21 protein-coding genes are annotated in these 26,871 nt (G+C 55.3%); 12 read left to right on the top strand and 9 right to left on the bottom strand.

The window, feature by feature from the left end; all coding sequences use genetic code 11:
* Positions 1–42: 42 nt before the first annotated feature.
* From M8T91_RS07295 to M8T91_RS07265, 7 genes are all read left to right on the top strand, one after another.
* Positions 43–2,757, top strand: a complete 2,715-nt coding sequence (locus M8T91_RS07295) for a [protein-PII] uridylyltransferase (RefSeq protein WP_301418259.1) — start codon at positions 43–45, stop codon at positions 2,755–2,757.
* Between the two features lie 23 nt (positions 2,758–2,780).
* On the top strand, positions 2,781–3,953 hold the full coding sequence (gene dapC / locus M8T91_RS07290; protein ID WP_301418257.1) for a succinyldiaminopimelate transaminase: 1,173 nt from the start codon (positions 2,781–2,783) through the stop codon (positions 3,951–3,953).
* 55 nt (positions 3,954–4,008) lie between these two features.
* Positions 4,009–4,677: an endonuclease III gene (gene nth / locus M8T91_RS07285; protein ID WP_301418255.1), complete on the top strand. Its 669-nt coding sequence runs from the start codon at positions 4,009–4,011 to the stop codon at positions 4,675–4,677.
* Positions 4,674–5,033, top strand: a complete 360-nt coding sequence (locus M8T91_RS07280; RefSeq protein WP_301418253.1) for an ArsC family reductase — start codon at positions 4,674–4,676, stop codon at positions 5,031–5,033. Before nth ends, M8T91_RS07280 begins: the two co-directional genes overlap by 4 nt.
* 9 nt (positions 5,034–5,042) lie before the next feature.
* Positions 5,043–6,077 (top strand): 2,3,4,5-tetrahydropyridine-2,6-dicarboxylate N-succinyltransferase, encoded by a 1,035-nt coding sequence (gene dapD, locus M8T91_RS07275; protein ID WP_301418251.1) that lies wholly within the window; start codon positions 5,043–5,045, stop codon positions 6,075–6,077.
* Positions 6,078–6,168: 91 nt separating this feature from the next.
* On the top strand, positions 6,169–7,308 hold the full coding sequence (gene dapE / locus M8T91_RS07270) for a succinyl-diaminopimelate desuccinylase (RefSeq protein ID WP_301418248.1): 1,140 nt from the start codon (positions 6,169–6,171) through the stop codon (positions 7,306–7,308).
* A 384-nt stretch (positions 7,309–7,692) separates the two neighbouring features.
* A complete protein-coding gene (locus M8T91_RS07265; RefSeq protein ID WP_301418247.1) occupies positions 7,693–9,660 on the top strand; it encodes an alkyl/aryl-sulfatase in 1,968 nt (655 codons plus the stop codon).
* Between the two features lie 161 nt (positions 9,661–9,821).
* On the opposite strand, the gene M8T91_RS07260 is transcribed toward M8T91_RS07265, so the two are convergent.
* Positions 9,822–10,676: a beta-keto acid cleavage family enzyme gene (locus tag M8T91_RS07260; RefSeq protein ID WP_301418245.1), complete on the bottom strand. Its 855-nt coding sequence runs from the start codon at positions 10,674–10,676 to the stop codon at positions 9,822–9,824.
* Positions 10,677–10,889: 213 nt separating this feature from the next.
* Here M8T91_RS07260 and M8T91_RS07255 point away from each other — a divergent pair, with 213 nt between their 5' ends.
* A complete protein-coding gene (locus M8T91_RS07255; RefSeq protein ID WP_301418243.1) occupies positions 10,890–12,839 on the top strand; it encodes a S9 family peptidase in 1,950 nt (649 codons plus the stop codon).
* A gap of 99 nt (positions 12,840–12,938) precedes the next feature.
* Here the strand turns inward: M8T91_RS07255 and greB are convergent, their stop codons facing one another.
* On the bottom strand, positions 12,939–13,412 hold the full coding sequence (gene greB, locus M8T91_RS07250; RefSeq protein ID WP_301418241.1) for a transcription elongation factor GreB: 474 nt from the start codon (positions 13,410–13,412) through the stop codon (positions 12,939–12,941).
* A gap of 271 nt (positions 13,413–13,683) precedes the next feature.
* Here greB and M8T91_RS07245 point away from each other — a divergent pair, with 271 nt between their 5' ends.
* On the top strand, positions 13,684–14,352 hold the full coding sequence (locus M8T91_RS07245; RefSeq protein ID WP_301418239.1) for a DNA-3-methyladenine glycosylase I: 669 nt from the start codon (positions 13,684–13,686) through the stop codon (positions 14,350–14,352).
* A gap of 151 nt (positions 14,353–14,503) precedes the next feature.
* On the opposite strand, the gene M8T91_RS07240 is transcribed toward M8T91_RS07245, so the two are convergent.
* Complete coding sequence (locus M8T91_RS07240; protein WP_301418237.1) at positions 14,504–15,043, bottom strand: GNAT family N-acetyltransferase; 540 nt, start codon at positions 15,041–15,043, stop codon at positions 14,504–14,506.
* Positions 15,044–15,142: 99 nt separating this feature from the next.
* Entirely contained in the window at positions 15,143–16,057 is a 915-nt protein-coding gene (locus M8T91_RS07235; RefSeq protein ID WP_301418235.1) for a patatin-like phospholipase family protein, read from the bottom strand.
* Between the two features lie 113 nt (positions 16,058–16,170).
* Here M8T91_RS07235 and M8T91_RS07230 point away from each other — a divergent pair, with 113 nt between their 5' ends.
* The 3 genes from M8T91_RS07230 to M8T91_RS07220 all read left to right on the top strand — a co-directional run bounded on the left by M8T91_RS07230 (position 16,171) and on the right by M8T91_RS07220 (position 18,221).
* Complete coding sequence (locus M8T91_RS07230; protein WP_301418233.1) at positions 16,171–16,707, top strand: PH domain-containing protein; 537 nt, start codon at positions 16,171–16,173, stop codon at positions 16,705–16,707.
* A 99-nt stretch (positions 16,708–16,806) separates the two neighbouring features.
* Positions 16,807–17,526 carry an esterase/lipase family protein gene (locus M8T91_RS07225; RefSeq protein WP_301418231.1) on the top strand — a complete coding sequence of 240 codons (720 nt, stop codon included), beginning with the start codon at positions 16,807–16,809 and terminating at the stop codon, positions 17,524–17,526.
* Between the two features lie 236 nt (positions 17,527–17,762).
* Positions 17,763–18,221 (top strand): GNAT family N-acetyltransferase, encoded by a 459-nt coding sequence (locus M8T91_RS07220; protein WP_301418229.1) that lies wholly within the window; start codon positions 17,763–17,765, stop codon positions 18,219–18,221.
* Positions 18,222–18,244: 23 nt separating this feature from the next.
* Here the strand turns inward: M8T91_RS07220 and M8T91_RS07215 are convergent, their stop codons facing one another.
* The 5 genes from M8T91_RS07215 to M8T91_RS07195 all read right to left on the bottom strand — a co-directional run bounded on the left by M8T91_RS07215 (position 18,245) and on the right by M8T91_RS07195 (position 26,282).
* On the bottom strand, positions 18,245–19,753 hold the full coding sequence (locus tag M8T91_RS07215) for a PepSY-associated TM helix domain-containing protein (RefSeq protein ID WP_301418227.1): 1,509 nt from the start codon (positions 19,751–19,753) through the stop codon (positions 18,245–18,247).
* 40 nt (positions 19,754–19,793) lie between these two features.
* The gene (locus M8T91_RS07210; protein ID WP_301418225.1) at positions 19,794–20,366 is read right to left on the bottom strand and encodes a hypothetical protein; all 573 of its coding nucleotides are present in this window, start codon (positions 20,364–20,366) and stop codon (positions 19,794–19,796) included.
* Positions 20,367–20,627: 261 nt separating this feature from the next.
* Positions 20,628–22,862: a TonB-dependent siderophore receptor gene (locus tag M8T91_RS07205; protein ID WP_301418223.1), complete on the bottom strand. Its 2,235-nt coding sequence runs from the start codon at positions 22,860–22,862 to the stop codon at positions 20,628–20,630.
* Between the two features lie 400 nt (positions 22,863–23,262).
* On the bottom strand, positions 23,263–25,035 hold the full coding sequence (locus M8T91_RS07200) for a M28 family metallopeptidase (RefSeq protein ID WP_301418221.1): 1,773 nt from the start codon (positions 25,033–25,035) through the stop codon (positions 23,263–23,265).
* 122 nt (positions 25,036–25,157) lie between these two features.
* Positions 25,158–26,282 carry a M14 family metallopeptidase gene (locus M8T91_RS07195; protein WP_301418219.1) on the bottom strand — a complete coding sequence of 375 codons (1,125 nt, stop codon included), beginning with the start codon at positions 26,280–26,282 and terminating at the stop codon, positions 25,158–25,160.
* Positions 26,283–26,871 lie beyond the last annotated feature (589 nt).

Below are 26,871 nucleotides of genomic sequence, written 5' to 3'. Positions count from 1 at the left end.
TGCGGCATTCACATACCAGAACACAGCCAAGCGGATCTATCCATGCAGCCGGCCAGCCCCCCTTACTTCGAGCCCCCCCTGTTTTTCTTTGATCAGACCCGCTTTCGCCGGGACCTCGCCGCCGGTGACAAGCCACCGCTTCAGATTTTCAAGGACGCCGTCAGTGCGGCAGAGCAGCAGATGACGGAAAGGTTCCGCGAAGGGGAGGACGTGGGCACCCTGGTACATGACCGCGCGCTATTTGTGGACTGCCTGTTGCACTACGCCTGGCACCAGTACCTCTGGAAGCCCGGTATCGGACTGCTTGCCGTCGGGGGCTACGGCCGGGGCGAGCTGCACCCACATTCGGACATCGATCTGCTGATACTCACCGACAGCAGCCTCGATACCGGTAGCGTGGACAACATCGAGCAGCTCGTGACTTTTCTCTGGGATCTGGGCCTGGATATCGGTCACTCGGTGCGCAGCGTGGAGGAATGCCTGGCACTGGCCGCACAGGATATTACCGTTGTCACAAACCTCACTGAATCCCGCACCGTAGTCGGGGACGAGAAACCCGGAAAACAGCTGGCAGTCCACATGGACCACAGCAAACCATGGCCCGCAGAAGCATTTTTCCTCGCCAAGCTCGCCGAGCAGGAAGCGCGCCATAACCGCCAGCAGGCGGGGGAAAATATCCTGGAGCCCAACATCAAAAACACTCCCGGCGGACTGCGGGATATCCAGACCATCACCTGGGTTGCCAAGTACTTCTTCCCCATACGCAGCCTGAAGCAGCTACAGGGCAGACTGTTAACCGAGGAGGAATTTGCCATCCTACGCTCCGGCGAGACCTTTCTGTGGCGCCTGCGCTACGGCCTGCACCTGCTCGCCGGACGCGCTGAGGAGCGCCTGCTGTTCGATTACCAGAGAACGCTGGCAAAACAATTTGGTTACGTAGACACCGACTCACAGCTGGCAGTAGAGCAATTTATGCACAATTACTACCGTGTCGTCATGTCATTGCGCGAACTCAATGATGTACTCCTGCAGTATCTCGGCGAAGTGATCCTGCAGCGCGGCAGGGTACACACCATCACTCCGGTAAACGAGCGCTTTCAGCTGCGTGACGATACCATTGAAGTTACCTACCCCCAGGTTTTTAGCGAGCACCCCTCGGCACTGCTGGAAATTTTCGTGCTGATGGCTCAAAACCCAAAGATCACTGGCGTACGCGCCTCCACCATTCGCCTGATACGGGCACACCGCCTCTTGATCAATGAAGACTTTCGTGCCAACCCGGCCAATAGCGCGCTGTTTATGCAGTTGCTGCGCTCGCCGCGCGGCCTCTCCAGCCAGCTCACACGCATGACTCGCTATGGCATTCTCGGGCGCTACCTGCCGGAGTTCGGACGGGTCACAGGGCAGATGCAGCACGATCTCTTCCACATTTACACCGTAGATGCGCACACCCTGCAGGTTGTGCGCAATATGCGCAGTTTTCGCAGCCCCGAAGCTCAGGAGCGGTTTCCCATTGCCGCGGAGATACTCACTCGCATGCGCCAACCGGAGTTGCTGTATATCGCCGGCCTCTACCACGATATCGCCAAGGGTCGCGGCGGTGATCACTCAAAGCTCGGTGTTCTGGATGCTGTTCATTTTTGCCAACGTCACCAGTTGCCCGCACGGGACCAGCGCCTGGTCTGCTGGCTTGTGGAAAAACACCTGCTGATGAGCCAGGTATCCCAAAAACAGGACATCAGCGACCCGGAAGTGGTGCATGCCTTCGCCCGCGAAGTAGGTGATCGCGAGCACCTGGATTACCTCTACGCTTTGACAGTGGCAGATATTAATGCCACTAATCCGGAACTGTGGAATAGCTGGCGCGCCAGTCTATTGCGCCAACTCTACCAGGCCACCCAGCACGCCCTGCGCCGGGGACTTGAGAATCCCATTGATCGCGAGGAAATTATTGCCGAAACCCGCGGCCAGGCTCTGGAGAAGCTGCGCGCCCTGGGGCTGTCCGAGACTGGGGTAAAGAGTATTTGGGCGCAGATGGGCGAGGACTACTTTGTACGCGAGAGTGCCGACAACATTGCCTGGCACACCGCCGCGATCCACGAACTGCACGGCAATACCCCGCTGGAGCAGCGTGATACCCTGGTGCTCACCCGCAATTCCGGCCCCGGCGAGCACGACGGCGCCACTCAGGTCTTCGTGTACACGCCCGACAGGCCCAATGTATTTGCCGCCGCGGTGACCGGCCTCGACTTGCTCAATCTGAGCGTGCACGATGCGCGCCTGTACAATTCCGCCTCTGGCTATACCCTTGACACCTTTTACGTACTGGATGAATCCGGCCAGCCCCTGCTGGACGAACCGCAGCGATTGCGGCAGATTCGCGATACGCTGCAACGGGAACTGGCCCTGGTGGAGGACTATTCCAAGGTTATACAGCGGCGCACGCCCCGGCGTTTAAAAATGTTTGAGCTGGAGAGTCGGGCACATCTGTCCACCGAGCCCGGTGACCACTACAGCACCCTGGAGATAACCAGTGCAGACAGGCCCGGCCTGCTCGCGCGCATCGCACGTATTTTTATTGCCCATGGCCTGCGCCTGCACAACGCCAGGATAACTACCCTCGGGGAGCGCGTGGAGGATGTCTTCCACATTACCGATGCCGAGGGCCGACCACTCCGTGCAACAGAGGCCAATCGCGCACTGGAGGAGGCCATCTGTCGGGAGCTGGACGACTACCGGGCGCCACAGCAGCCCTAATTGAAACCGCGGACAACACTGCCATGAACCCCAATCTGGATCGGCTGCAGCCCTATCCCTTCAGCAAACTCCGGTCTTTGAAAGCGGGACTGAAGCCGGCGGATAAACCACATATCGCCCTCGCTATGGGCGAACCAAAACACACACCGCCGGCATTTGTCTGCGACGAACTCATCGAGCATCTGGACAAGCTCCCGCAATATCCGTCTACCAGGGGCATAGCGCCTCTGAGGGCGGCCATTGCCAATTGGCTGCGGGCGCGATTTCAGCTTGCAAACGTCTGCGCCGAAACCCAGGTATTGCCGCTCAGCGGTACCCGCGAAGGGTTGTTTGCCTTCGCCCAAGCCATGGTGTCAACGGGCAGCAAAGTATTGATGCCCAATCCCTTCTACCAGATCTATGAAGGGGGCGCACTGCTCGCCGGTGCCAAACCACACCTTGTCAACTGCCAGGCCGCAAATGGCTTCAAAGCGGATTTCGCCGCGGTTTCCGCGGCGGTGTGGCACCAGTGCGATCTTGTCTATCTCTGCTCGCCGGGCAACCCCACCGGCGCCATGCTGGAGGCTGCGGATTTTCATCAGCTGATCCGGTTGGCGGACCGCTACGATTTCACCATTGCCGCAGACGAGTGCTACTCGGAACTCTACTTCGACGAAGGGGCACCCCCAGTGGGCCTCCTGCAGGCTTGCGAGGACATCGGCCGCAGCGACTTCCGCCGCTGCGTGGTTTTTCACAGTCTGTCGAAGCGCTCCAACTTACCCGGGTTGCGCTCAGGGTTTGTTGCAGGCGATGCACAACTGCTGGAAAAATTCTCACTCTATCGCACCTATCACGGCTGCGCCATGCCACTCTACGCGCAGTACGCGTCCGTCGCCGCCTGGCGGGATGAACAGCACGTGCGGCAAAATCGCGCGATCTATCGGGAGAAATTTACCACTGTACTCGATATCCTCAATGGTTGCCTCGACGTAGAGCGGCCCCAGGCCGGCTTTTATCTGTGGCCCTTTGTCGGCGATGGCGAACACTTTGCCAAAACCCTGTTTCGACAACAGAATATCACCGTACTCCCGGGAGCCTATCTGGCCCGCGACAGCGAAGGTGTGAATCCCGGCAGCAGTTATGTGCGCATTGCACTGGTGGCAACACTGCAGGAATGTGTGGAGGCCGCTCAGCGCATTCGAACCTTCTGCCGTTAAGGCACCCCCGGCAAAGAAATACCATTACAGGAGCCCAACCCAGGCGTAGCGAAGCATGGCAGTAAGAAATCTACTCAAGCGAGAGCGGGTAGCCTATATCCAGCAGCAATTGGAGGCAATCTATCCGGAAACCCCCGTCCCTCTCGACCACAAAGACCCCTATACCCTGCTGGTTGCAGTGCTGCTGTCCGCCCAGTGTACCGACGAACGCGTCAACCAGGTCACTCCCGCGCTCTGGAAGCTGGCGGATAACCCCCGGGACATGGCCCTGGTTCCCGTGGAAAAAATCCAGGCGGTTATCCGTCCCTGCGGGTTGTCACCGCAGAAATCCAAGGCGATCAGCAAACTGTCACAAATTCTGGTCAATGAATACCACAGCGCCGTACCGGAAAATATGGCTGCACTGGAAACCCTCCCCGGCGTCGGCCACAAAACCGCCAGCGTGGTGATGTCACAGGCTTTCGGCCACCCGGCCTTCCCGGTTGACACCCATATTCATCGCCTGGCCCAGCGCTGGGGGCTCACCAGCGGCAGGAACGTCAACCAGACCGAAAAAGATCTGAAGCGACTTTTCCCTAAAGAAAAGTGGAATAAATTACATTTGCAGATTATTTTCTACGGTCGGGAATTCTGCTCCGCGCGGGGCTGTGACGGTACCCAGTGCGAGATCTGCACTACCTGTTACCCCAACCGCAAAAATCCAAAGAAAACCAAAAAGGCATGATTGTGATTACTCTGTACGGCATAAAAAACTGCGATACCGTGAAGAAAGCCCGCAAATGGCTTGAGAAAAATGGGATCGATCACCATTTTCACGATTTCCGTGAGGACGGCATGCAGGCTGTGCCCCTCAAGCGCTGGCTGCAGGAGTTTGGCTGGCAGGAAGTGCTGAACCGCCGATCCACCAGTTGGCGGGCTCTCAGCGACGAACAGAAAAACTGTATGGACAACGATACGGCACTGGCACTTGCCAGCGAGACGCCCACCCTGATCAGACGCCCAGTGACCAGCACCGCTGACAGCACCCGCTTCGGTTTTAAAGAAGCGGAATTCGCCCAGCTCACCGGCCAGTACAACTAGGAGAGAACATTGAAGGACAATACCTATAGTATCGGGTTTGGTATCGGTACCTGTAACAGCAAGGGCGACTGGCTGGAAGTCTTCTACCCCAAGCCACTGTTTAAGCCCAGCACCGCCGTGGCCGCTGCAGTAAAGGAAACCCTGCACATCGATGGCGGCAACCACAGCCTGCCCCTGAGCGCCACTCACCTGCCCATCCTCGCAGATACACTACTGCGTGCTGGCGCCGACGAGCAGGCAGAAATTCTCCAGCGATTCGCCACCACCGGACGCCCCCTCACGGTTGTTGTGCTCTGCAGTGATGCACCACCACAATCTGTACCCGAGGCCTACCTGAAGTTACACCTGCTCTCCCACCGCCTGGTGAAACCCCACGAGACCAATCTGGAGGGCATCTTTTCCAGGCTGGTCAACGTCGCCTGGACAAACCAGGGTGCGATTGACCTGACAGAGCTACCCCAGCGCCAGTTGGAGGCCAGGCTTAAAGGAGAATTTCTCACGGTGTCCTGTGTGGACAAATTCCCCAAAATGACCGATTACGTGGTGCCCGCCGGGATCCGTATCGCCCATACCGCGCGCGTGCGCCTCGGCGCCTATTTGGGCGAAGGCACCACCATCATGCACGAGGGTTTTGTCAACTTTAACGCCGGTACCCAAGGCCCCAATATGATCGAGGGGCGTATCTCCGCCGGGGTCTTTGTCCACCAGGGATCGGATCTGGGGGGTGGCAGTTCCACTATGGGCACCCTTTCCGGAGGTGGGAATATCGTCATTTCCGTGGGCGAAAACTGCCTGCTCGGTGCCAACGCCGGCATCGGTATTCCCCTGGGGGATCGCTGCACGGTGGAGGCCGGCCTCTACATTACCGCCGGCACCAAAGTCGCTCTGATGGATGACAGCGGCCAGTTGGTAGAGCACATCAAGGCGCGCGCGCTGGCCGGCAAGTCCGACCTGCTCTTTCGCAGGAACTCCACCAATGGCGCGGTGGAGTGCTTGACCAACAAAAGCGCCGTTGAGCTGAATACCGTCTTGCATAGCAATTAGTTGCGGTCAAGCGCTGGGCCGGCCACTGCAACCTGCGCTTTTGACTACCCAGCGCCGACCAAAGATGAACAACCGATACAGGAATACTCTCGTGACCCCCACCCTGGAACTCGCCTGTGACCTGATCCGCCGCCGCTCCATCACCCCTGAAGATGCCGGTTGTATGGACCTGATGATCCAGCGCCTGAAAAACATCGGCTTTCAAACGATCAGGCTGCGCCACGGTGATACCGACAATTTCTGGGCAGTTCGCAATGGACAAAGTGCGGGTCCGCTGCTCGCTTTCGCCGGTCATACCGATGTGGTGCCAACCGGACCAGAGGAACACTGGTGCAGCCCGCCTTTCGAACCGCAGATACGGGACGGCTTCCTTTATGGCCGCGGCGCCGCCGATATGAAAGGCTCTCTTGCCGCGATGGTCGTGGCCTGTGAAGCGTTTGTGACTGAGCATCCTCAGCACTGCGGACGCATTGCTTTTCTGGTCACCAGCGACGAGGAAGGGCCGGCAATCGATGGCACCGTCAAAGTGATTGAATGGCTACAGGAGAGGGGGGAACAGATCGACTGCTGTATTGTCGGGGAGCCTTCCAGCAGCGAGCATCTCGGTGACGTCATCAAAAACGGTCGGCGCGGTTCGTTGGGCCTGGCACTGAAGGTCTTGGGTGTGCAGGGCCACGTGGCCTACCCCCACCTGGCCAAAAATCCCATCCATGCACTGGCTCCGGCTTTGACCGAACTGACCACCGAGAAGTGGGATCAGGGCAACCAATTTTTTCCTGCCACCACCTTTCAGGTGTCCAATATCAATGGGGGCACCGGGGTCAGCAATGTCATCCCCGCAGAGGTGGATCTCCTCTGTAACTGGCGCTTCTCAACCGAATCTTCCGCAGAGGAGCTGGAACTGCGCACGCGTCGTATTTTGGACAGGTACAATCTACGCTACGAGGCAGACTTCAACCTTTCCGGAACCCCCTTCCTCACCGCCGGGGGGCCCCTGGTCCAGGCGGTGCAGGAGGCGATTCTCACAGTCACGGGTATAGTGACCAAACTATCCACCGCCGGGGGCACCTCGGACGGCCGCTTTATCGCACCAACCGGTGCGCAGGTGGTGGAACTGGGCCCGGTAAATGCCACCATCCATCAGATCGACGAGTGTGTGAAGGCACAACACCTGGACCAACTCAAGGATATCTACCGGGAAATATTGCGGCAACTGCTGGCCAGCCGGTAAGCGGGGCTCGTGACACTAAACGGGCGGGACAATGTGCCCCTATACTTCCTACAACCCAGCCACGCAGGAGCCCCAAAGGGCAACTTACTAAACACACCGCCCAACCTGGGGTCCTCCCTCCCACACACCCGTGGTATGCTCAGCGTGACAATAAGAAAAGGGAATCTCTAGATGGGATACCGATTGAGGTGGCATGCTCCCAGTATTACGCCGGCAATTCGGTATTACGTATCGAAGAGATTATATTTATCCCTGCATCGTCATTATATCTCCGTGCACAACTAACGCTTGATCCCCTACAGCTTTCAAAAGGGATAACCAGTAAATTCATCAGGTTGCAGTGTGCACTATGAACAATTCTCCGATAGTAGTGGGAGCGTACCCTTGAATACCCGCAATTGTTTTTTTGGTCTGGCTCTATTTTTGCTGTGCGCCTGCCAGCGGGATACTACAGGCATTATTGATCAGGCCAGCGAGGCCAGTGTTGCAACTCAGGAATACAACCAACAGTTTGCCCCCGAATTGGATTTGTCCTCCTCGGCAGAGTTTGAACAAGCCACACGGGGCCTGATTGCCGAAGCCCCCTTGGAGAGTATTGAAAATGGTCTGGGGCGCATCCTTTGGGAGCCATCCGCCTATGGTTTTATTCAGGGAAAAGCACCGGCAACCGTCAACCCGAGCCTTTGGCGACAGGCCGCTTTGAACAATATTCGCGGTTTGTTCAGAGTGACTGACGGCGTGTACCAACTGCGCGGGTTTGATCTGGCCAATATGACGATCATCGAGGGCGATACAGGCTGGATACTGGTTGACCCTTTAACCACAATCGAAACCGCTGGCATTGCCTTGCGGTTTGCGCAAGCTCAGTTGGGCGCTAAACCCATTACCGGCATCATTTTTACCCACAGCCATATCGACCACTTCGGTGGTGCGATGGGCGTGGTATCCCCTGTCGATCTTGAAGTGGGCAATATTGTGGTTGTTGCGCCCGAGGGTTTTATGGAGGCGGCGACCAGTGAGAATATTGTCACCGGTCCAGCGATGACCCGGCGTGCTATGTTTATGTATGGAAAGCGATTACCGCGCTCTGTGACCGGCCACATTGATTCGGGGCTTGGCAAAGAACCCGTATTTGGCAGTACCAGTATTTTAACACCCACGATGACGATTGATCAGCCGAGACAGCATAAAACGATCGATGGCGTGGAGTTTGTATTCCAAAATGCACCCGGCAGTGAAGCGCCTGCCGAACTCATGTTTTATCTGCCAGCCAAACAGGCCTTTTGCGGCGCTGAGGTGGTCTCAAGAACCCAACACAATTTATATACTCTGCGTGGCGCTAAGGTGCGCAATGCCTTAAGCTGGAGCCAGGCCATAGAAAAGGCCAGAATCCAGTTTTCACAGGCCGACATTTATTTTGGCAGTCACCACTGGCCAATATGGGGCAGGGACCAGATTCAGGCATTCTTAACCAAGCAGGCCGATCTTTACCGCTTTATTCACGATCAAACCCTACGCTATGCCAACCGGGGCAGCACCCCAAACGAAATTGCAGAACAGATTAGTATCCCAAGCTCACTGTCTTCTGTCTTTTATAATCGCGGTTACTACGGTACCCTCAGCCATAATAGTAAGGCCGTGTACCAGTATTATTTTGGCTGGTATGACGGCAATCCTGCCAACCTGAATCCACTGCCCCCTCCACTGGCTGGCAGGAAATACCTGGAATATATGGGCGGCGCGGATGCTGTAGTAAGCAGGGCCAGGGATTCCTTCGCCAAAGGGGAGTATCGCTGGGTCGCGGAAGTGCTGAACCACGTCATTTTTGCCGAACCCACACATGTAGAGGCAAAACAACTTCTGGCCGATGCTTATCAACAACTGGCCTATCAGGCAGAGTCCGCTCCCTGGCGGGATGCTTATCTGACAGCATCCTATGAGTTGCTGAACGGCCCTCCCAGGCAGGGGGTGAATATGAATGATGCGATCGAGCTGTTGCGGGAGACCCCGATTGAACACTTTATGCAGGCCTTGAGCGTCAGGCTGAAAGCCGAGGATACGGAAGATCTGCAGTTGGTGATTGGTATCCATTTTACCGATATCGGCCAGACGTTTACCCTGCAGCTACGCAATTCAGTCTTACACTACCGCAGCGGTGAAATCCCTGCCGGGACCAATGCCCGGTTATCCATTACACATCCACTGTTTATTGATCTGCTGGTGGGCCGCGCTGGGCTCAGTGAGATACTGGGATCTGAAGATATTCGCCTTCAAGGCAGCAAACTGGATTTTTTGAAGTTTATTTCCCTGTTTGATATGCCAAAGGGCAACTTCCCTATTGTCGAGCCATAAAAGGAATTGTGAGTACGATGTAAAGTCACAACGAAGAGATGAAACGTCCAGGCACAGACAGGGCTGGAAATAACCTGAATTGCCTATGCACCAGCGTCCTTTAGGCCACAATCGAAATTTCAAGTTCTTGCATGGCTTGCAGAGGCCAACACTGAAGATCGCTAGCAAAAAATGTCCCGGGCCCTTTGCGGGGATACTACCTTGCGCCCACACTCTTCTGCCACCGCCACCAGGGCTTCAATCAACTGGCCATTGCCACGGGAACGATCCCCGTCAGGCAGATAAAATGTATCCTCAACCCCGGTGCGCAAATGTCCACCCAGTTCGGCCGTCTTGCGGTGCACCGGCCAGATTTCGTCCCGTCCAATCACTGTACTTTGCCAAAGACTGCCGGACTTCATATATTTGGGCATCAATGCCAATAGCTCAGGGTCAGCGGGCATTCCCGAGGCCACCCCCATCACCAGATTGTAATTGGGCTTGTCCACCATGCCCACATCCGCATACATGCCAACTGAGCGCACGATGCCCAGGTCGAAACACTCAAACTCTGGTCTTGTGCCCACTTCAGCACAAACCTCAAGCAGCTCTGCCACTTTGTCTACCGGGTTGTCGAACACCATCGGCGGCCAAGCCCAGGACCCGTTGGCACGCGCCTTCAGGTAGTTGAGACTGCCGGCATTGCAAGCGGCGATCTCCGGCTTGCCGGCGCGCACACATGCCAGAGGACCGCGTTGGTCTCGCCCGATGGTACCAGTGGAAAAATTTAAAATAACGCCCGGACACTTATCCCGAATCGCAGCGGCAATTTCCAGTGCTACTTGCGGGTCCCAACTGGGCAGGTGCCCCTTCCCGCGCTCCTGGTTACGAAAGTGCACGTGCATAACCGATGCCCCGGCATCATAAGCGTCACGGGCAGAGTTCGCCATTTCCGTCGGCGTTACCGGTACCGGATGTTGCTGAGGATTGGTGAGCACACCGGTCAGGGCGCAGGTAATAACCACTTCATCAGACATCGCGACTCTCCTGAATGTTCTATTTGGACTCTCTATAAAGCCGAGATCTCTAAACCGGTTCCAGCGAATGCGCACGGACAGGTCATACATAGAGACCAAGCGCTTGCTTGGGAGCAGCAGCCTAGCACAGCACAAGCGCCAGAAAAAGACACCTTGTAACCGCACTACCCGCTCGGCAGAATGCCCAAAACCCGCTGAGTAAGTGAAAGTTCAATGGTCGAGGCCCCTGAAACGAAAATCGCCCCCTACGGCAGTTGGAAATCCGCAATCAATGCCAAACTCATTGCCAAAACCAGTGTGCGTCTGTCGGAAACCAGCCTGCACAAGGGGCGCTATTACTGGCTGGAATCCCGCCCGGCCGAGCACGGCCGCAATGTGCTGGTTGAATCCTGCCCGCAACAGGGGCGGCGAGACCTGGTTTCGGCCCCTTTGAGCATCCGCTCCAAAGTCCACGAGTACGGCGGTGGCAGCTATCTGGTGCAGGGAGATACCCTGTATTTTGTGCTTGCCGAGGACCAGTGTCTCTACCGCATGCCGTTGAGCGGTGCCCAACCCGAGGCCATTACCCCCAGGCGGGATTGCCGCTATGCGGACCTGGTGCTGGACGAGAAGCGCAACCGCCTGATTTGTGTTGAGGAGGATCATCGCAATCTCAGTGAAGGTGTGGAACCTCGCGCACGCATCATCGCGATCGACCTGGGCAAACCACTGCCCTGTGTGCCCAAGGTTTTGCTGGAGGGAGCGGATTTTTACTCCAACCCAACCCTGAATACCGAGGGCAGCAAATTGGCTTTCCTGCGCTGGCATCACCCAAATCTCCCCTGGGATGCCACCGAACTGTGTATTGCCACAATAGATAATGGAGGGGAAATCAGCACAGTTGTGCAGGTAGCCGGTGGGGAAAACGAGTCCATTTTCCAGCCCCAATGGTCGCCGAAAGGGGAACTCTTCTATGTTTCAGATCGCAACAACTGGTGGAACCTCTACCGCCTGGGCTCGGACACACCTCTGTGGGAAAAGAAAGCGGAATTCGCCACACCCCAGTGGACGTTCGGTATGTCCACTTATGGCTTTGTCGGTACCGAGGAGATTCTTTGCACCTTTACGGAGGCTGGCCGCTGGTCCCTGGCGCTAATCAATACGCTCACCGGTGTGCATCAGGCCATTCAACAACCCTACTGCGATATCGAAAGCCTGCACTGTGAGAACGGCAAAGCCGTGATGATTGCCGCCGGCTCAGACCGGTTTCCCGCCGTGGTCGCCTTTAACCGCGCCAATCAAGCCCTCCAAGTGATTGCCAAGAGTAACAGCTATGATTTACCGGGCAACCTCTTTTCCAATGCCCGGGAAATTACCTTTACCCTGGATGGCCGGGAGGTATATGGCTTTTATTACCCACCACACAACCCGCAGTTTAGCGCTCCGGAGCGTGAAAAGCCCCCGCTCATTGTCTTCAGCCACGGCGGCCCAACCGGTGCCACCTCTGCTGGTCTCAACCTGAAAGTACAGTACTGGACCAGCCGCGGCTTCGCCATTCTGGATGTCAATTACTCCGGCAGCACTGGCTACGGGCGCAGGTATCGTGACCGCCTCGCACACCAATGGGGGCTCTACGATGTGGAGGAGGTGTGCGCCGGAGCGCAGTATTTGGTTTCCCAGGGACTGGCAGATCCTGAGCGGCTGTTGATCAAAGGCGGCAGTGCCGGCGGCTATACCGTGCTCGCCGCCCTGACTTTCCACGATACCTTCAAAGCTGGCGCCAGCCACTATGGCATTGGCCAACTCAGTAGCCTGGCCAAGGATACCCACAAGTTTGAATCCCGCTATCTGGACAAACTGGTCGGTCCCTGGCCCGCAGCAGAAGCCGTTTACCGTGAACGCTCACCGATCCACCATGTGGAAAAGCTGTGCTGTCCGGTTATTTTCTTTCAAGGTATGGAGGACAAGGTGGTCCCGCCCAACCAGGCCGAAACCATGGTGCAGGCACTGAAGCTTCGAGGAATTCCGGTATCTCTGATCACCTTTGCCAACGAGGGTCACGGTTTTCGCAGTGGAGACAGCATTGAGATGGCTCTGGAGGGGGAACTGGAATTTTACAGCCGTATTTTCGGCTTTCCACTGGCAGAACCCGGTCCAGGTATTGATATTGAGAATCTTGCTTAGATGTCCCCTGGCAATAAGGGAAATTGCATGACCGGGATGGTAACCTGTAGTTGCCTGGAAACCCAGTGGGCTTCCAGGCTGAAAGTCGTGCGTTGAAAGCTATTGTTTATACTCGATCAAATTGATAGACCAAATCTTGACGCCGGCATCTGTCACGACCTCAGCTTCATCACCCACCGCCTTGTTCAAAAGCGCCCTGGCCATGGGTGAGTCAACGGATATGTAGTCTTTACGGCTAAAGATCTCGTCATACCCCACGATGCGAAACCTCAGCACCGCACCTTCATCATCCTCCACCTCCACCCAGGCGCCAAAGAAGACTTTACCTTCCTGTTCGGGACTGTACTCCACAACCTTAAGGGTCTCTATGCGCTTTCGCAGATAGCGGACACGGCGATCAATCTCCCGCAAACGTTTTTTATTGTACTGATAGTCCGCATTCTCACTGCGATCTCCCAGACTGGCAGCCCAACTCACCCGCTTTGTGATATCAGGGCGTTCTACACGCCAGAGCGTATTGAGTTCCTCTTTGAGCGCTTCATAGCCCTGCTTCGTTATGAGTAGCGTTTTCACTGAAAACCTGCTTGTTTCAATTCCCGAAGATTTCCCCTGTCATCCTGCCGGACCAGAGACACGTCCAGATGTTCACCTATCACCCAAGGGCAGTTGGATCAATTACAACCAGCGGTGAAAAGGTTAGCCTACCCGCTTCAGTGAGGAAAGTGGCCAATTTATGGGGTAACTGGGATCATTGCCCCAGACGGTTACTCGACCAGAGAATGCAATGCCCGGCCAGCACTCCCTGGGAGCAATAGGGGCATTGGGAAAAAGGAAATCAATCTGTATGCGGGATTTCAACGATATTGCCGCCCCGGTGATCGACCGGTTTGGTGGTGAGGACAGACTCAAAGACCGGCTTGTCAAGCCGAAACCGCCAGAGTATCTCATGCAGATCCCAAACAACCAGTGGTTATCTGCAGCCGCCAAAGCCGTATTTCAGGCGGGGTTCAGTTGGAACGTGATCGAGAAGAAATGGCCGGACATTGAGACGGTTTTTCACGGTTTTGACCTGTCTTTTTGCCGCTATCTGTCTGAAGGGGCCCTCGATGACCTGATGCACCAGAAAGGGATGGTACGGCATTGGAAAAAGACCCGGTCCATACAAAAAAATGCGGATTTCTTTTGGTACCTGTCCCATACCCATGGCAGCCTGGGAAAGTACTTCGCCAGCTGGAATACCGATAACTATGTGGAAAACCTGAAACTGCTGAGGAGGGAAGGAGACAGGCTGGGAGGGAAAACTGCCCAGGTGTTTCTGCGCCGAATGGGAGTGGATACTTTGATTTTTGCCAGTGACACAGTACGGGCTTTGGTTCGGGAAGGGGTAGTGGAGAAGTCTCCCTCATCGAAAAAAGACTGGGCCGCCCTGCAGCAGGCGGTTGAAATCTGGCAGGCGCAGTCCAATCGCAGCTTGAATGAAATCAGCCAGATTTTATCGTTTTCGGTGGAGTAGGCACAGTGGTTTACTTATGAACAAACGGGGTGGCGAACACCCATGAAGACGCATTGCAGCAACCACAAGCAACCCAATAAATTCCCGATCTTCCAGTACAGGCAGGGCAAGGGTGCGGTGACAAAGTTTGAGCTGTATGACATACCCCAGGTCAAGCCTTTTTGGTGTTAATCCTCGCGGTGAGAACATGGTCCTCCCAGCAGCCATTGATCAACAAATAGCGTTTTGCAACCCCTTCGATTGTAAAATTCAGACTGCGCAAAAGCACTGCGGAGCGATGGTTATCGGGCATGTAGTTAGCCATCACCCGATTTAATTTCAACACATCGAAGGCATAGGCCACTACATGGCCACACAGTGTTTTCATCACGCCTCGTCCCTCACAGTGCCGGTCTACCGCATACCCCATGTTACACGCCTGGAACGGCCCCCGAATAATATTGGTCAGGGAGCAGACGGCAATAACCCTGGAAGCATCCGGGAGGATACCCAGGAAGTGGACAGATCGCCCTTCCTGAAACTCAGCCTGCCAAGCCTGCAATCTTCGCTCCCAGACCGGAACCGTGTGATATGCACCGCTTCTGGTGGGTTCCCAACGTCGCAGGTGATCCGCATTTCTGGTATAAAAATCAGACAGTGCCGCCCCATCACCTACCCCAGCCAATCGTATCTCCACCAGTCCTCCAAACACTGCCTGCTCCCAAGAGGAAAAAGATGCCGAATATATCGAAAACACCACTGCCGACCCGACTCGCCAAGCCCCATGGGGGTTTACCTATTTGGGATGGATTTACTCAGCAGCAGATACCGGGGTGTCTATTCCTATCCCGTCACACAGGAATTTCCATCCCAGTGCCCTGCCATAGGCATATCCTTTCTCCAGCAGATCAGCCTCCTGGGTAAAGCGCTTTACCGGAAACTGTTTCGGAGGCGCTATCACCGAGATGCGGCAGTCCTCCGGGGGAGAATCCATAAAATCCAGCGCCCGGTTGTATCTTTCCCCTCGTTCCAGCACTGTTTCAAACAGGCGCGCATGGTCATGGAAAAACTGCTTGATAAATTTTGGTGCGGGCCCGACCCGCTTTCGATATCCTCGTGGACGCGACCGCACAACAGTGATATCACGAGCTCCTTGTCGGTAAGCCCAATTAACCGGGATAGAATCCGCCAGGCCTCCATCGGTCATCGGCTCGCCATTTACCGGGGGGAAATTCCGGTACACGACCGGAATGGCGCAGGAAGCGGGAAACACTTCATGCATATTGTGCGGCGTTACCCGCATATAGCAGGCCTGTCCGCTGACGATACTGGTAGTCACTGCATAAAGTGGTACCGCATTTTCTGTATAACGCTGGATATTGAGGGGTTCATCTTTATAAGAGGCGTGCCACAGCCAGCTGATATCACAGAAGTGGCCACCGCGTAAATAGCGGCGCCAGTCTATGAAGTCCGCCCGTCGGGCGTGATCCAGCAAAATCCTGCGGCTGCGACCGTGATCCCCCGCCAGGTAGCCAATCAGGTTGGTAGCACCCGCGGAAACACCAATGGCAAAATCAAAGGGCCGGTAATCTGCCTCGAGAAAGGCATCCAGCACCCCGGCCGCAAAGATGCCCCGCATAGCGCCCCCTTCTACCACCAACGCCGAGAGAGGCGCCTTATCCCTACCTGCAGTGCTCATAGATTCACCACCGCTATCACTGTGCATTTGCACTATGCCCCTGTACCCCCCCTGTCCAGCCCAGAGGCAGGAAGGCCAGCACCCTTTCCCACTTCCCGACTACGGCACAGCACTTTTGCCAAAAGGAGTTCAACAGCACTATGATTGCAATACCCTGGCTACCCATCTTTCAAAAAACCTCTATGTATTCCACTGTTTTTCATGCGCCCTGGAATCGCCAGCTCAAATTGACCACTGCACTGAGTACGGCTTTACTACTGGCGATCCCCCTTATCCTGACACTAAAGATTCCAGAATCTCCCTCCACCCTCTATAGCATCGCCATTGCCCTGCCGCTGGGCATACTGCTGCTCTGCGCCCTGTTTGCCATTCGCGGCTACACTATCCGCAACAATATCCTACTGATTCTCCGTCCCGGCTGGAAAACCGCCATTCCCCTGGACGGTTTGACCGAAGCCCAGGCAAATCCCTCCGCAATGCAAGGATCGGTACGCCTATTTGGCAATGGGGGGCTGTTTGGTTATATCGGGCTGTTCCAGAACAAGGCGCTGGGGCGTTACAGGGCTTTTGCCACAAATCACGATAAGGCCGTGGTGTTGCGTTTTCCCACAAGAACCCTGGTAGTCACTCCAGATAGACCAGAGCAGATGGCGGAGTTACTTCAACAATACTGCTAGCTCTTTGCCAACCGGCTTAGGCTGATCACTGGCGCGCTTGGCATTTTCCTGAGGGGACAGCATACTGCTTCTGACAACCGCATGATTGAAACGAAGCCAATGAAAAAACTGATTGTCGCCCTGGCACTCTCTCTGAGCACCCTGTCGGTGAGTGCCCATTCTGCCTGTGTGATTCTTTTGCATGGCCTAGCCAAGTCCGACGCCTCCATGGCCAGATTGGCGCAGGCAATCAGCGCCGCAGGCTACAAAACCGTCAACGTAAACTATCCCTCCACAAAATTCCCCATTGAAGAGCTTGCCGGCAAAGCCATCACTCCGGCACTGGAAACCTGTGCCGATCAGGACGAAGTCAATTTTGTCACTCACTCTTTGGGCGGAATTCTTGTCCGTCAGTATCTGAGTCAGGCGGGAGTTGAAAACCTGAACCGTGTGGTCATGCTGGGGCCGCCTAACAGAGGCAGTGAAGTGGTGGACAAACTCGGCCATTTCCCGGGTTTTCAATTTGTCTTTGGTGATGCCGGCTTACAACTGGGCACCGGTGCCCTGAGTGTTCCCAACAAGCTGGGGCGTGCAAACTTCGATGTGGGCATCATTGCCGGCACCCGCAGTATCAACCTGATACTGTCACAGCTGATTCCGGACATGGATGATGGAAAAGTCTCGGTCTCCAGTACCAAGCTGGAGGGGATGAATGATCACCTGGAAATGCCGGTTACCCACGTATTTATGATGAAAGACAGAAGGGTTATTACCCAGGTTCTCCACTATCTCAAGCACGGCACTTTCGCTCGTGCGCCCACTGCCACAATTTCTGATTAATGCGCTGTCTGTCCTCTTCGACCAATGCAAACGCCGCTTCGATTTTGGCGATGCAACCAGTCACTTTTTTTCTTCCGCCCACCAAAGCCGAAACCTTGGTTGGGCTATGCAGGGAGCTTTACACTCCTCTTGTCGCGCGTTTAATTAACACCAGCGATTCAAGTTGTCGACCAAAGCATCCACACAGGCTGCACGACTTGAGCAAAACAACTTGCAAAAACACAGGGTGAAACCAGATGCAGTGGCAATGGTACCGCTTTAGGGAACTCTCAATCGACCAGCTCTATGAAATACTGCGGGCCCGCCAGCAGGTCTTTACCGTAGAACAGCACTGCCCCTATCAGGATGCCGATGGCAAAGACCAGTTCGCCTGGCACCTGACCTGCTGGAGCACTAACCACAAAACCCCACAGTTGATGGCCTACCTGCGCGTCTTGTTTCCGGGCAGGAAGTATCGGGAGCCCGCCATCGGGCGGGTACTCACCACGGAACCCAGCCGCGGTGCCGGACTCGGCAAAGCACTGATGGACCGGGCCGTGCAACACACCCTGAGCGAGTATCCCAAAACGGCCATTCGTATTTCCGCCCAGCAGCACCTCAGCCGGTTTTATACTGGATTCGGTTTCGAGCAGGTATCGCCTCCCTACGAGGAGGACGGCATACCCCATATAGAAATGCTGCGCCCGGCACCCTGATGGATACCAGCCGTGCTCAATGACTAGCTGCTACTGACAGCCCCCCTGACTGAGGGGGCAAAATTGCACGTGCGACGACGTGCCCAGGTATACAAGCAGGAGGCGGCGATACCGGCTGCCATTAACAACCACACAGCGTTGGCCACCAGTGAAGCGCGCACAAAGGCATCTGCTCCAAAAATAGAGACATGTGCGATCACCACCAGCAGGCAAGCGACAATGGTGGCCCCTCTGAGCAGCATGGACCACCCTGCCACTGTGCCAGAAAATGCAGCAACTACACTCAAAACAGCGGTGGTCAACCAAAACACCTGTACCGCAGACACAGCAAAGACCAGGTACGCCACAGCGCTTAAGGCGATGGCAAACGGTATTCCCCACACCTGGGCCATCCACACACGCTCCAGGCGCATCGCAGGTGCACCTCTCTGGCGCTTGCGTATCAGCCAGATATTAATGCCGGAAACCACCAGCACACACATGCCGACCCCCAGCAGGAAGTAGGCGATTTTTACCGGGAAGCCGGAGAAATGACCGAAGTGCAAACGAAAATTAGAAGCGTACACCTGTTTACCGGCCTCCCCTTCAGACCAACCCTCTTTGTGCACCAACCGCCCCTGGGTGTCGAACCGATAACGCTCTCCCCACACCAGGCGCCCGGGAACCCGGGTGACTATCTCTACCATCTGCCCTTCGCGGCCAGGATGAAATATGCGCAAACGATTCTGCTCATGGCCCGGTGCCAGCCGCGACATCTCCGCAAGAATCATTTCAAAGTCCGGCAGCGGCACCTGCCCGGCATCTTGCGCAATCGCAACCTTTTCCCTATACAGCATCGCTTCCACCTTCTCCACATCGCCACCGAAGAAGAGCCCCGCAATCGCAAAAGCCACCACCTGTGACAGACCAATGAAGGCTCCGGTGACAGCAATGGCCAGATGGAAAGGTGCGGCCCAGACACCCAGACGGTTGTGCAGGTCCACCTGCTGTAAGCGCCTGGAACCCGCCATACGGAAAGAGAAGGCATCCTTGAGAATTTTGGGGTGCGCCAGCAAACCGGACAGGATCAGCGCGGTCATCAACACACCGATCAATCCCACCAGTGGCACTCCCAGTACCACCGGCAGATTCAGGGCAAAGTGCAGGTAGGTGAGAAAGTGGGTCCAGTCGTGGGAAACTGCACCCTGCAGCGAGCCATCCTCCCCCAGATACCGTTCAATTTTGCCAACCCGCACAACCAATCTCGGCATATCCGAGTTGGGAATGGTAAAGGTGACTGAATTGAATTTTTCTCCCTGTGCGCTCGCCAGGGCGGTGGCCTGCTCTGTGGCGGTTGCATACACAGCGGGCCTGACCGCCAGGGTTTCCAGTTCGGAAGCCTGCTCCCAGCGCTCAAATTCATTGTAGAAAACCGCCAGGGTGCCGCTGACGCACACAATGTACAGCAGTGTGGACAGTGCCAGTCCCAGAACCGAATGCCCATCGGTCATATCGCGCACAAAGGCTGGTGAGGGTTTGAGGGAGAATTTCACGATACCTTCCTATTCCATAGCACGGGCACTGCACACCTGCTTATGCAGCAGGCAACAGATACAGGCCGCTCGCCGCTGAAAACAGCACCAGGGCTGCACTCGGGCGCAGCAGTTTCCGATCGGCACAACACCAGACAACCGCCAGGGTCCAGACGGCGATGGCAACAAATCCCGCACCAATCAGGCGACTGCTGTCGACCAGATTGGCTACACCAAAGAACAACAGCCCTGCAGACACGCCGCTCACCGCCGGCAAAATAACCACCACTAGGCATCTCGCAATGCCACGCAGCCCTATTACATACGTAGCCCTGGGAGCAGCGCTGGCTGTCGCTCTCTGCTTGTCCTGTCTAAGCGGGCCACTGGGCCAGTCTCCGTTCAGCGCAATCACGACAAAGACCCCCAATATAACGATCAGGGTGGCAATACTGATCCCATACTCAACACCGACCACCGAACTCCAGCCCCCGGCGGAAACCCCCATCAATGCCCAACCGAGCCAGCGGCGCACTGGCTGTACACCGGTGTGCAACCAGGCCCTGTACAAACAGATTATGCCGGCGAGGGCGCTGAGGCTGGCCAGCCCAGCGATGGTGTAGATTGTATTTGGCATAAATACCACAAAGAAAGTCTTTGGCTCGCTCGATGAATTTCCCTGAATAGACAGCTTGTCCAGCCTGAGGCCAGTTGTTACTGGGCTCCGGGCCGACACACCTCGAACACTCCCGCAATGTCGCCCAGCGGCGCCTGTATTGCAAGGACAGCGATCACACAGGGTTTGCAGGCCCTGTCAGATCGCCGGATTAATGGTAAAAGGGCGGAGGCACTTGCCTTCACCCACGCACTGCCGGCAAATACTTAGCAAGAATCAGATTCAGAAAGTGTAACGCGCTTCAGCCGTAACATAGCGGCGTTCACCGTAAAAACAGTCCCCACGGCTCAGGCAAGAGGTGGTGTGGATTTCATCGGTCAGGTTTTTTACATTCAACTGGAATTTCCAGCTTTCCAGAGTGTAGCCGATGGTTGCGTCGTACAGGGTGTAAGACGGATTATCAGTGGGAAACTCTGCAAAAATACTGTTGTAATAAGCAAGTGAGGCCGGGCTATTAGCGATGAAGGGATTTGAAACCACGATTATATGGGTTTTATCTATCCCCGTGTAGCTTTCCCCAACATACCGTGCGCCCAGGCCTAAACTCAGACCCGGCACCCAATCACTGAAGTTGTACTCCCCCCAAAGTGAAAATTGCTTTTCAGGTACAGCTTCCAATTCGGTGCCAACCTCATAATAAATTCCACTTTCAGTAATTTCAGTATCGAGATTACTGTAGTTTGCAGCCAGAGTTAAATTGCCCCACTGACCGCTTGCTTCCAGCTCTGCCCCGTCAATTTTTACCTCGCCGGTTTGTACGAATATATTCTCCTGTCCTGGAGTGAGACGGTTCTTCTGTATAATGTCAAAAACAGAGGCAGTAACCAACAAATTAGTGCCTTCAGGCTGGAACTTGAGCCCAGCTTCCACCTGCTCACCCTCAACCGGTTTAAGTGAGCGGCCCAGCCCACTGGGGTCTGACACCACAGGCTCAAAGGATTCAGAATAACTGATATAGGGAGAAACACCACTGTCAAATGCATACATCACGCCAAAGCGTTTAGTAACTGCGCGAGCTTTCTTGCGTGCATCATCTGTTCCGGGATTATTACTCTTTACTCGGGAACTGGTTCTATCACTACGTATCCCTGCGTTAAAAATAAAATTCCCAAGCACTACCTGATCCTGAAAGTAGAAACCAAGCTGCTCTGTATCAGTAATAGTTTCATCCCTCGCCAGCCCTTCCAGACCCTCAGGTACAAACCCGTATGCGGGGTCAAAAATATCAATAAAACCACCAAGGCCAGACCCCCTGAATGTGCGGTCGTCAATCTGTGCATCCTGATTATCTAGGCCAAAAGAAATCTGATGCTCAAAGGGACCGGTAGAGATCTCCCCAAATAAGCGTAAGTCAAAAATCAGCAAGTCACTGCTAGCATCTTTCATGTACACCGTACGTGACACTTCTCTGATATTTTTCTCCAGGCGAAGCTCTAAAGCAAAGTCCGCGTACATTGAGTTATAGTCAACCTCTCCCTCTGAATAACGCAGACTCGCGTTAACACCCCAGTTTTCGCTCAATCGATGATCCAGCCACAAACTATAAGCGATTTGATCTGTATCATACTTATCCCAGCCTGGCTCACTCAGAAAAACATCCGTCGGTATATCGCCATTTTCATTCTCAATACGCGTACCCCCCCAGGGTAAAAATGCGGCAGTCGTACCAGTCTCGTCTTTCTGATAACTCGCCAGGAAGGTTACTTCCGTATCCGCACTGGGACGCCAAGAGATAGAAGGCATAAACAAAGTGCTGTTATCCTCTACATGATCCACCTGGGCATCGGCATCACGGGCATACCCCACTACGCGGTAGAGCCATTTGCCTTCACTGTCCAGCACACCGGTGACATCACCGGCAATCACTTTGCGGTTGTAGTCACCACCCTGCACCACTAGCTCACCGCCAAATTCGCTCTGGGGGCGCTTGGAAACCAGATTGACAATCCCGCCTGTAGAGCCCTGGCCGTAGAGCACAGAGGAAGGCCCTTTGAGGATTTCCACCCGTTCAAAGGCATACAGATTGGCACGGGAACTGGTATAGCTGCCAAAAATCGACTGCAACCCATCAATAAACATCACAGGGTCCACACCGCGCACCGAGGACCAATCGCCACGGGCATCCACACCAAACAAGCCGCCATTCACACCGGCTGAATATTGCAGCACATCCTGCACAGACTTGGAGCCGGTAGCATCAAAGAACGCTTTATCGCGCAGTGTGATAGAAAAAGGCGTCTCATCGACCGGGATATCCAGCTTGCCAATAGAAGTCTGCCGGGACAGATTCAGCTGACCGGTAACCTGGACTTCCTCCAGACGCTCACGTCTCTCTTCGGCTGCAAACACCGCATTAGCGCCGCCGACAGCAACTGCAAGGGCCAATAGGGAGCGGTGGAGACCAGCCACAGCAGGAGAAAGAGTCTGGCATAAACCTTGGTTTCGAGCGGTACCCATGGAGATCCCTCAATACTCAATAAGACGTATATTGACCACAGCTGGTGTCCGCGGTCGCGAATCCTGCGGATACTAATGGTAATAGTTATCACTTGCAATATTGTTGAGATGTTTTTTGCTATCAATTACTGTCCAGAAGACAAAAGTCCTGGCATGCAGTATTTAATACGATGTGTGGGGGCTGTCGCTCTCAGCCAGCCAATTCCTACTATTAGCGGAGGCTGCCTTTTTGATTTCTTAAACCAGAACTGTCGGAGAAAGATCGGGATCTGTTTTTGTTTGCCAAATGCAATGGGAAGGAAACGCAGGCAACGCCGCTGGTACACACGGATGGGATTGCAGCGGTACAAAAACCGTACCGCTGCTGCGGGAGGGACAATTACGGAATCACCCGCCGGAACTACTTTCTGGCACCGGCACTCGCATCACGGATTGCGCGAAACTCATTGCCCGGATACCAGTTGGGCCAATCCTGGCTGTTGGCCAACACCAGTCCCAGTTGCAGCCCCAACTGCAGGTCCATGGCTGCCCCCTTTAAATTCCACGCCGGATCATAGGCATCACCCGGCTTGTGATAGTGATCGCTGAGATATTCCTCGCCTTTGCGCCGAGCCCATTGGCGACCGTGCTCCAGGTTATCGGTGCCGGAATCAAAATAGAGCATGGGAACGCCTTTCTTCGCCAGGCTGAAATGATCCGAACGGTAAAAATAACCGCGCTCGGGGTGTTCCTCAGGAACCAGGTAACGGCCCTGCGCCTTTGCAGCGGCCTCCAGCAAAGGCTCCAATTCACTGCTGCCGGAGCCAATAACAATAATATCCCGGGCTGGCCCGAGCACATTCATAGCATCAAAGTTTATGCCCGCAACCGTTTTCTCCAGGGGTGCAACGGGGTGCTCCGCATAATATCCGGAGCCGAGCAGGCCGGATTCCTCAGCGGTGACCGCAACGAAAACCAGTGAGCGATCGGGGCGTTCAAGTTTTACCGCCTGGGCAGCCATGGCCAGCAACCCGGCGGTTCCTGTGGCATTGTCCACAGCGCCGTTGAAGATCTGGTCTTCGCCTTTAACATTGCTGTTTACACCCAGGTGATCCCAGTGCGCGGTGTACACAATCACTTCATCCGGTCGTTTCCCGCCAGGCAACTTGGCCACCACGTTGCGGGAACTGGTGGTTTGCAGACTGTTTTGCAGCCGGATATTGGCCTTGAGGCCGAGCAGCTTCGGCTTGAAACCACGGGTTTTCGCCGCGGCCATCTCTGTTTGCAGATCCAATCCGGCAGCGCGAAACAGCGCCCCCGCTGCATTGTTGGTTATCCAGGCCTCCACCGCTACGCGATCGGCATTGCGATCGTCGGCTTCCAAGCTGATTTGCGTACCCGACCAGGAACCGCTGACCACTGCCCACGGATAACCGGCGGCCCCGGTCTCGTGAATAATGATGGCACCATCGGCACCCTGACGGGCGGCTTCCTCAAATTTATAACTCCAGCGCCCATAGTAAGTCATGGCGTTGCCATTGAAGAGAGTCGCATCCTTGCTGGCATAGCCCGGGTCATTGACCAAAATAACGGCGGTCTTGCCGGACATGTCCAGCCCCGAGTAGTCATTCCAGTCATTCTCGGGGGCAACAATGCCATAGCCGACAAAGACCAATTCGCTGTTCTCCAGGGCGGATGCAGGGATCTGGCGCTGAGTGAAAGCCACCATGTCAGTGACTGGCTGCAACACCTGCTCGGCACCCGCGCCCACAATGCGGAGGGGAGTGGATTCGATCTGCATCTCTACGATGGGTACCTGCTGGAACCAGCTCGGCTGGCCCTTTGCATCCATGGCGCCGGGCGTCAGCCCCAGGGCTTTAAATTGTTCTGCCAGATAGTTGACGGTAAGCAATTCACCCGGTGTGGCGGGGGCACGTCCCTCGAACTGGTCAGAAGCGAGAACCGCGATATGCTTGTGCAGATCTGCGGCTATGGCATCAACCTGGGCCTGCTCAACCTGATCAGAGCTGGAGCCGGTGGTGCTCCCCACAGGGTGCTGGTGACCCGTATGGGTAGCGGCTGGTTCCGCTGCCTGCTTCCCGGTCACGTCGGGGTCGCCTTGGCGACAGGCGGTGAGTGCGCCACTGACAGCAACAATCAGGCCGAGACGGCGCCAGAGGGAGGAGAATTGCATGGTGTAGTCCTATAAGCCTTGTTGTGCAGAATTATGCCTGATCTCGATCCATCTAACGACCGCTTACAGAAACCTGCTGGCACTGGATAGGGGCGAGGTATCGAACAAAAGCCGCCAACACGCTACGACAGGGTTTTCAGCACTGCGCGGATCGGATTGAGAATATCGCGGGCCAACTGCTGGCAGCGGGCGGGAGACCACCCCTCGAGCGGATCGGGCAGATTGTCATTATCCTTGAAAGGCATCTCCAGGGTGAGCGCCAGGGTGCGAAACTGGTGCCCGGCCCAGGCGGTGCCTATGGACAGGTTGGCTTCACCGGGGTTGTCCCGCTCGTAGCCGTGTTCGATCTGGAAATCCGGGCTGGCCGCTAGGTAGGCATGTTTGAAGGTCTCCTCCAGTTTCGCATGGCGGTCATCATAGCCGGGAATGCCCTCACAGGCAGCGACAAAGTTGTAGGGCAGCGCTTCGTCCCCATGAATATCCAGAAATAGTTCCCCACCGAGTTCCAGCATTTTCTGCCGCACCAGAAAAACCTCCGGGCTGCGCTCCATGCTGGGGTCAAGCCACTCGCGATTCAGGTTTGCCCCCGCCGCGTTGGTGCGCAGGTGACCGCGCACACTGCCGTCGGGATTCATATTCGGCACCACATAAAAGACGGTATCCGCCAGAAGACGCCGGGCTGTAGGATTGGCCTCGTCCAGCAGCGCCTCCAAAAAGCCCTCCACAAACCATTCCGCCATGGTTTCCCCAGGGTGCTGGCGGGCGATCATCCAGACCCGGTGCTTGGCACTGCTGGCAGCCCCAACCGTCAGCAGGGTCATATCACGACCGTCGAGCGTTTTGCCGAGACTTTGCAAGTGTACCCGGTCGCTGCTTTGGGCCCAGGCAAGTAAATCCAGGTGCCGCTCCCAGGAATACGGAGCGAAATAGGCAAGATAGATACTGGGCTCATCCAGCGTTACGGTAAAATCCAGACTATTTCCGTCAAAATGGCTATCGATACGAAACCAGTGCTGGCGGTCGTAGGAAGCGCACACCCGGTAATTTTCCCACCCCTCCGGATAAGCGGCCTTGCCAGCATTCACGAAACGCAGCGCATAACTTGACCCGGTTTCCCCCTCCAGGCGAAAGTGAAACCACTGATAAAAATCGGAATTGTGGTCCTGGCGGATGGCCAACTCAACCGGATTGGCATTGGAATTGACAACCTCAATATTGCCGCTGTCGAAAGCACTGGTTATATTCATCTACGCCCCCTTTTGTTACTGGGCGCAGGATACAGGGCTCGCGCATTTTTTTCAGGCACATGGCGGTGGAAGTTGCCACTTTACAGATATATTTTCACGTCATCCACCCATGGATTTGGATCACTTAGAGGAGGGAACTGAGGGAATCTGACGCCGGCGGTTACCGACTCAATGCAGGAAATTGAACTTGCACTGTGCACTTGTGTCAGTTGCCCAGGGTGGTAATCCCCCCAACCGGGAAACACCATGGAATTGATGTGCAAATAATAAAAAGCACGGTATCGAACCCGATACCGTGCTTTAGCCAATCCCTGGCGGCACCTGCTGCGACTACTGCTCCCTGAAATTTCTGGTGTCGGTCCCAGACAAATGCTAGCTGCCCGGACTGTTCACAAGTGCGTCACTCCACACTGTCAGAAATCAATGACATCTCCATAACATTCCGTAACAGGCGCTGATTAAAGTTTAGGCAGTTTTTTTTGCACTTTGTTGCACCCTGGTGCAGATAGGCGTAAATTTAGTGACTTTTCCCTTACCCATGGAAGGATATTTGGCTGGACAGGCGAGAAGTCGATCCCTTCTCCGGAAT

The sequence above is a fragment of the Microbulbifer sp. MI-G genome, assembly GCF_030440425.1.
Taxonomy (GTDB): domain Bacteria; phylum Pseudomonadota; class Gammaproteobacteria; order Pseudomonadales; family Cellvibrionaceae; genus Microbulbifer; species Microbulbifer spongiae.
Note: the sequence above shows the minus strand (reverse complement) of the source record. Positions and strands in the feature narration are given on the sequence as shown.

Coding starts and splice junctions, on each gene's coding strand:
- dapC (WP_301418257.1), top strand. CDS start 2,781: ATGAACCCCAATCTGGATCGGCTGCAGCCCTATCCCTTCAGCAAACTC.
- M8T91_RS07195 (WP_301418219.1), bottom strand. CDS start 26,282: ATGAATATAACCAGTGCTTTCGACAGCGGCAATATTGAGGTTGTCAAT.
- M8T91_RS07255 (WP_301418243.1), top strand. CDS start 10,890: ATGGTCGAGGCCCCTGAAACGAAAATCGCCCCCTACGGCAGTTGGAAA.
- M8T91_RS07280 (WP_301418253.1), top strand. CDS start 4,674: ATGATTGTGATTACTCTGTACGGCATAAAAAACTGCGATACCGTGAAG.
- M8T91_RS07225 (WP_301418231.1), top strand. CDS start 16,807: ATGAAAAAACTGATTGTCGCCCTGGCACTCTCTCTGAGCACCCTGTCG.
- M8T91_RS07200 (WP_301418221.1), bottom strand. CDS start 25,035: ATGCAATTCTCCTCCCTCTGGCGCCGTCTCGGCCTGATTGTTGCTGTC.
- M8T91_RS07235 (WP_301418235.1), bottom strand. CDS start 16,057: ATGCACAGTGATAGCGGTGGTGAATCTATGAGCACTGCAGGTAGGGAT.
- M8T91_RS07210 (WP_301418225.1), bottom strand. CDS start 20,366: ATGCCAAATACAATCTACACCATCGCTGGGCTGGCCAGCCTCAGCGCC.
- M8T91_RS07245 (WP_301418239.1), top strand. CDS start 13,684: ATGCGGGATTTCAACGATATTGCCGCCCCGGTGATCGACCGGTTTGGT.
- M8T91_RS07230 (WP_301418233.1), top strand. CDS start 16,171: ATGATTGCAATACCCTGGCTACCCATCTTTCAAAAAACCTCTATGTAT.
- M8T91_RS07220 (WP_301418229.1), top strand. CDS start 17,763: ATGCAGTGGCAATGGTACCGCTTTAGGGAACTCTCAATCGACCAGCTC.
- M8T91_RS07260 (WP_301418245.1), bottom strand. CDS start 10,676: ATGTCTGATGAAGTGGTTATTACCTGCGCCCTGACCGGTGTGCTCACC.
- M8T91_RS07205 (WP_301418223.1), bottom strand. CDS start 22,862: ATGGGTACCGCTCGAAACCAAGGTTTATGCCAGACTCTTTCTCCTGCT.
- M8T91_RS07295 (WP_301418259.1), top strand. CDS start 43: ATGCAGCCGGCCAGCCCCCCTTACTTCGAGCCCCCCCTGTTTTTCTTT.
- nth (WP_301418255.1), top strand. CDS start 4,009: ATGGCAGTAAGAAATCTACTCAAGCGAGAGCGGGTAGCCTATATCCAG.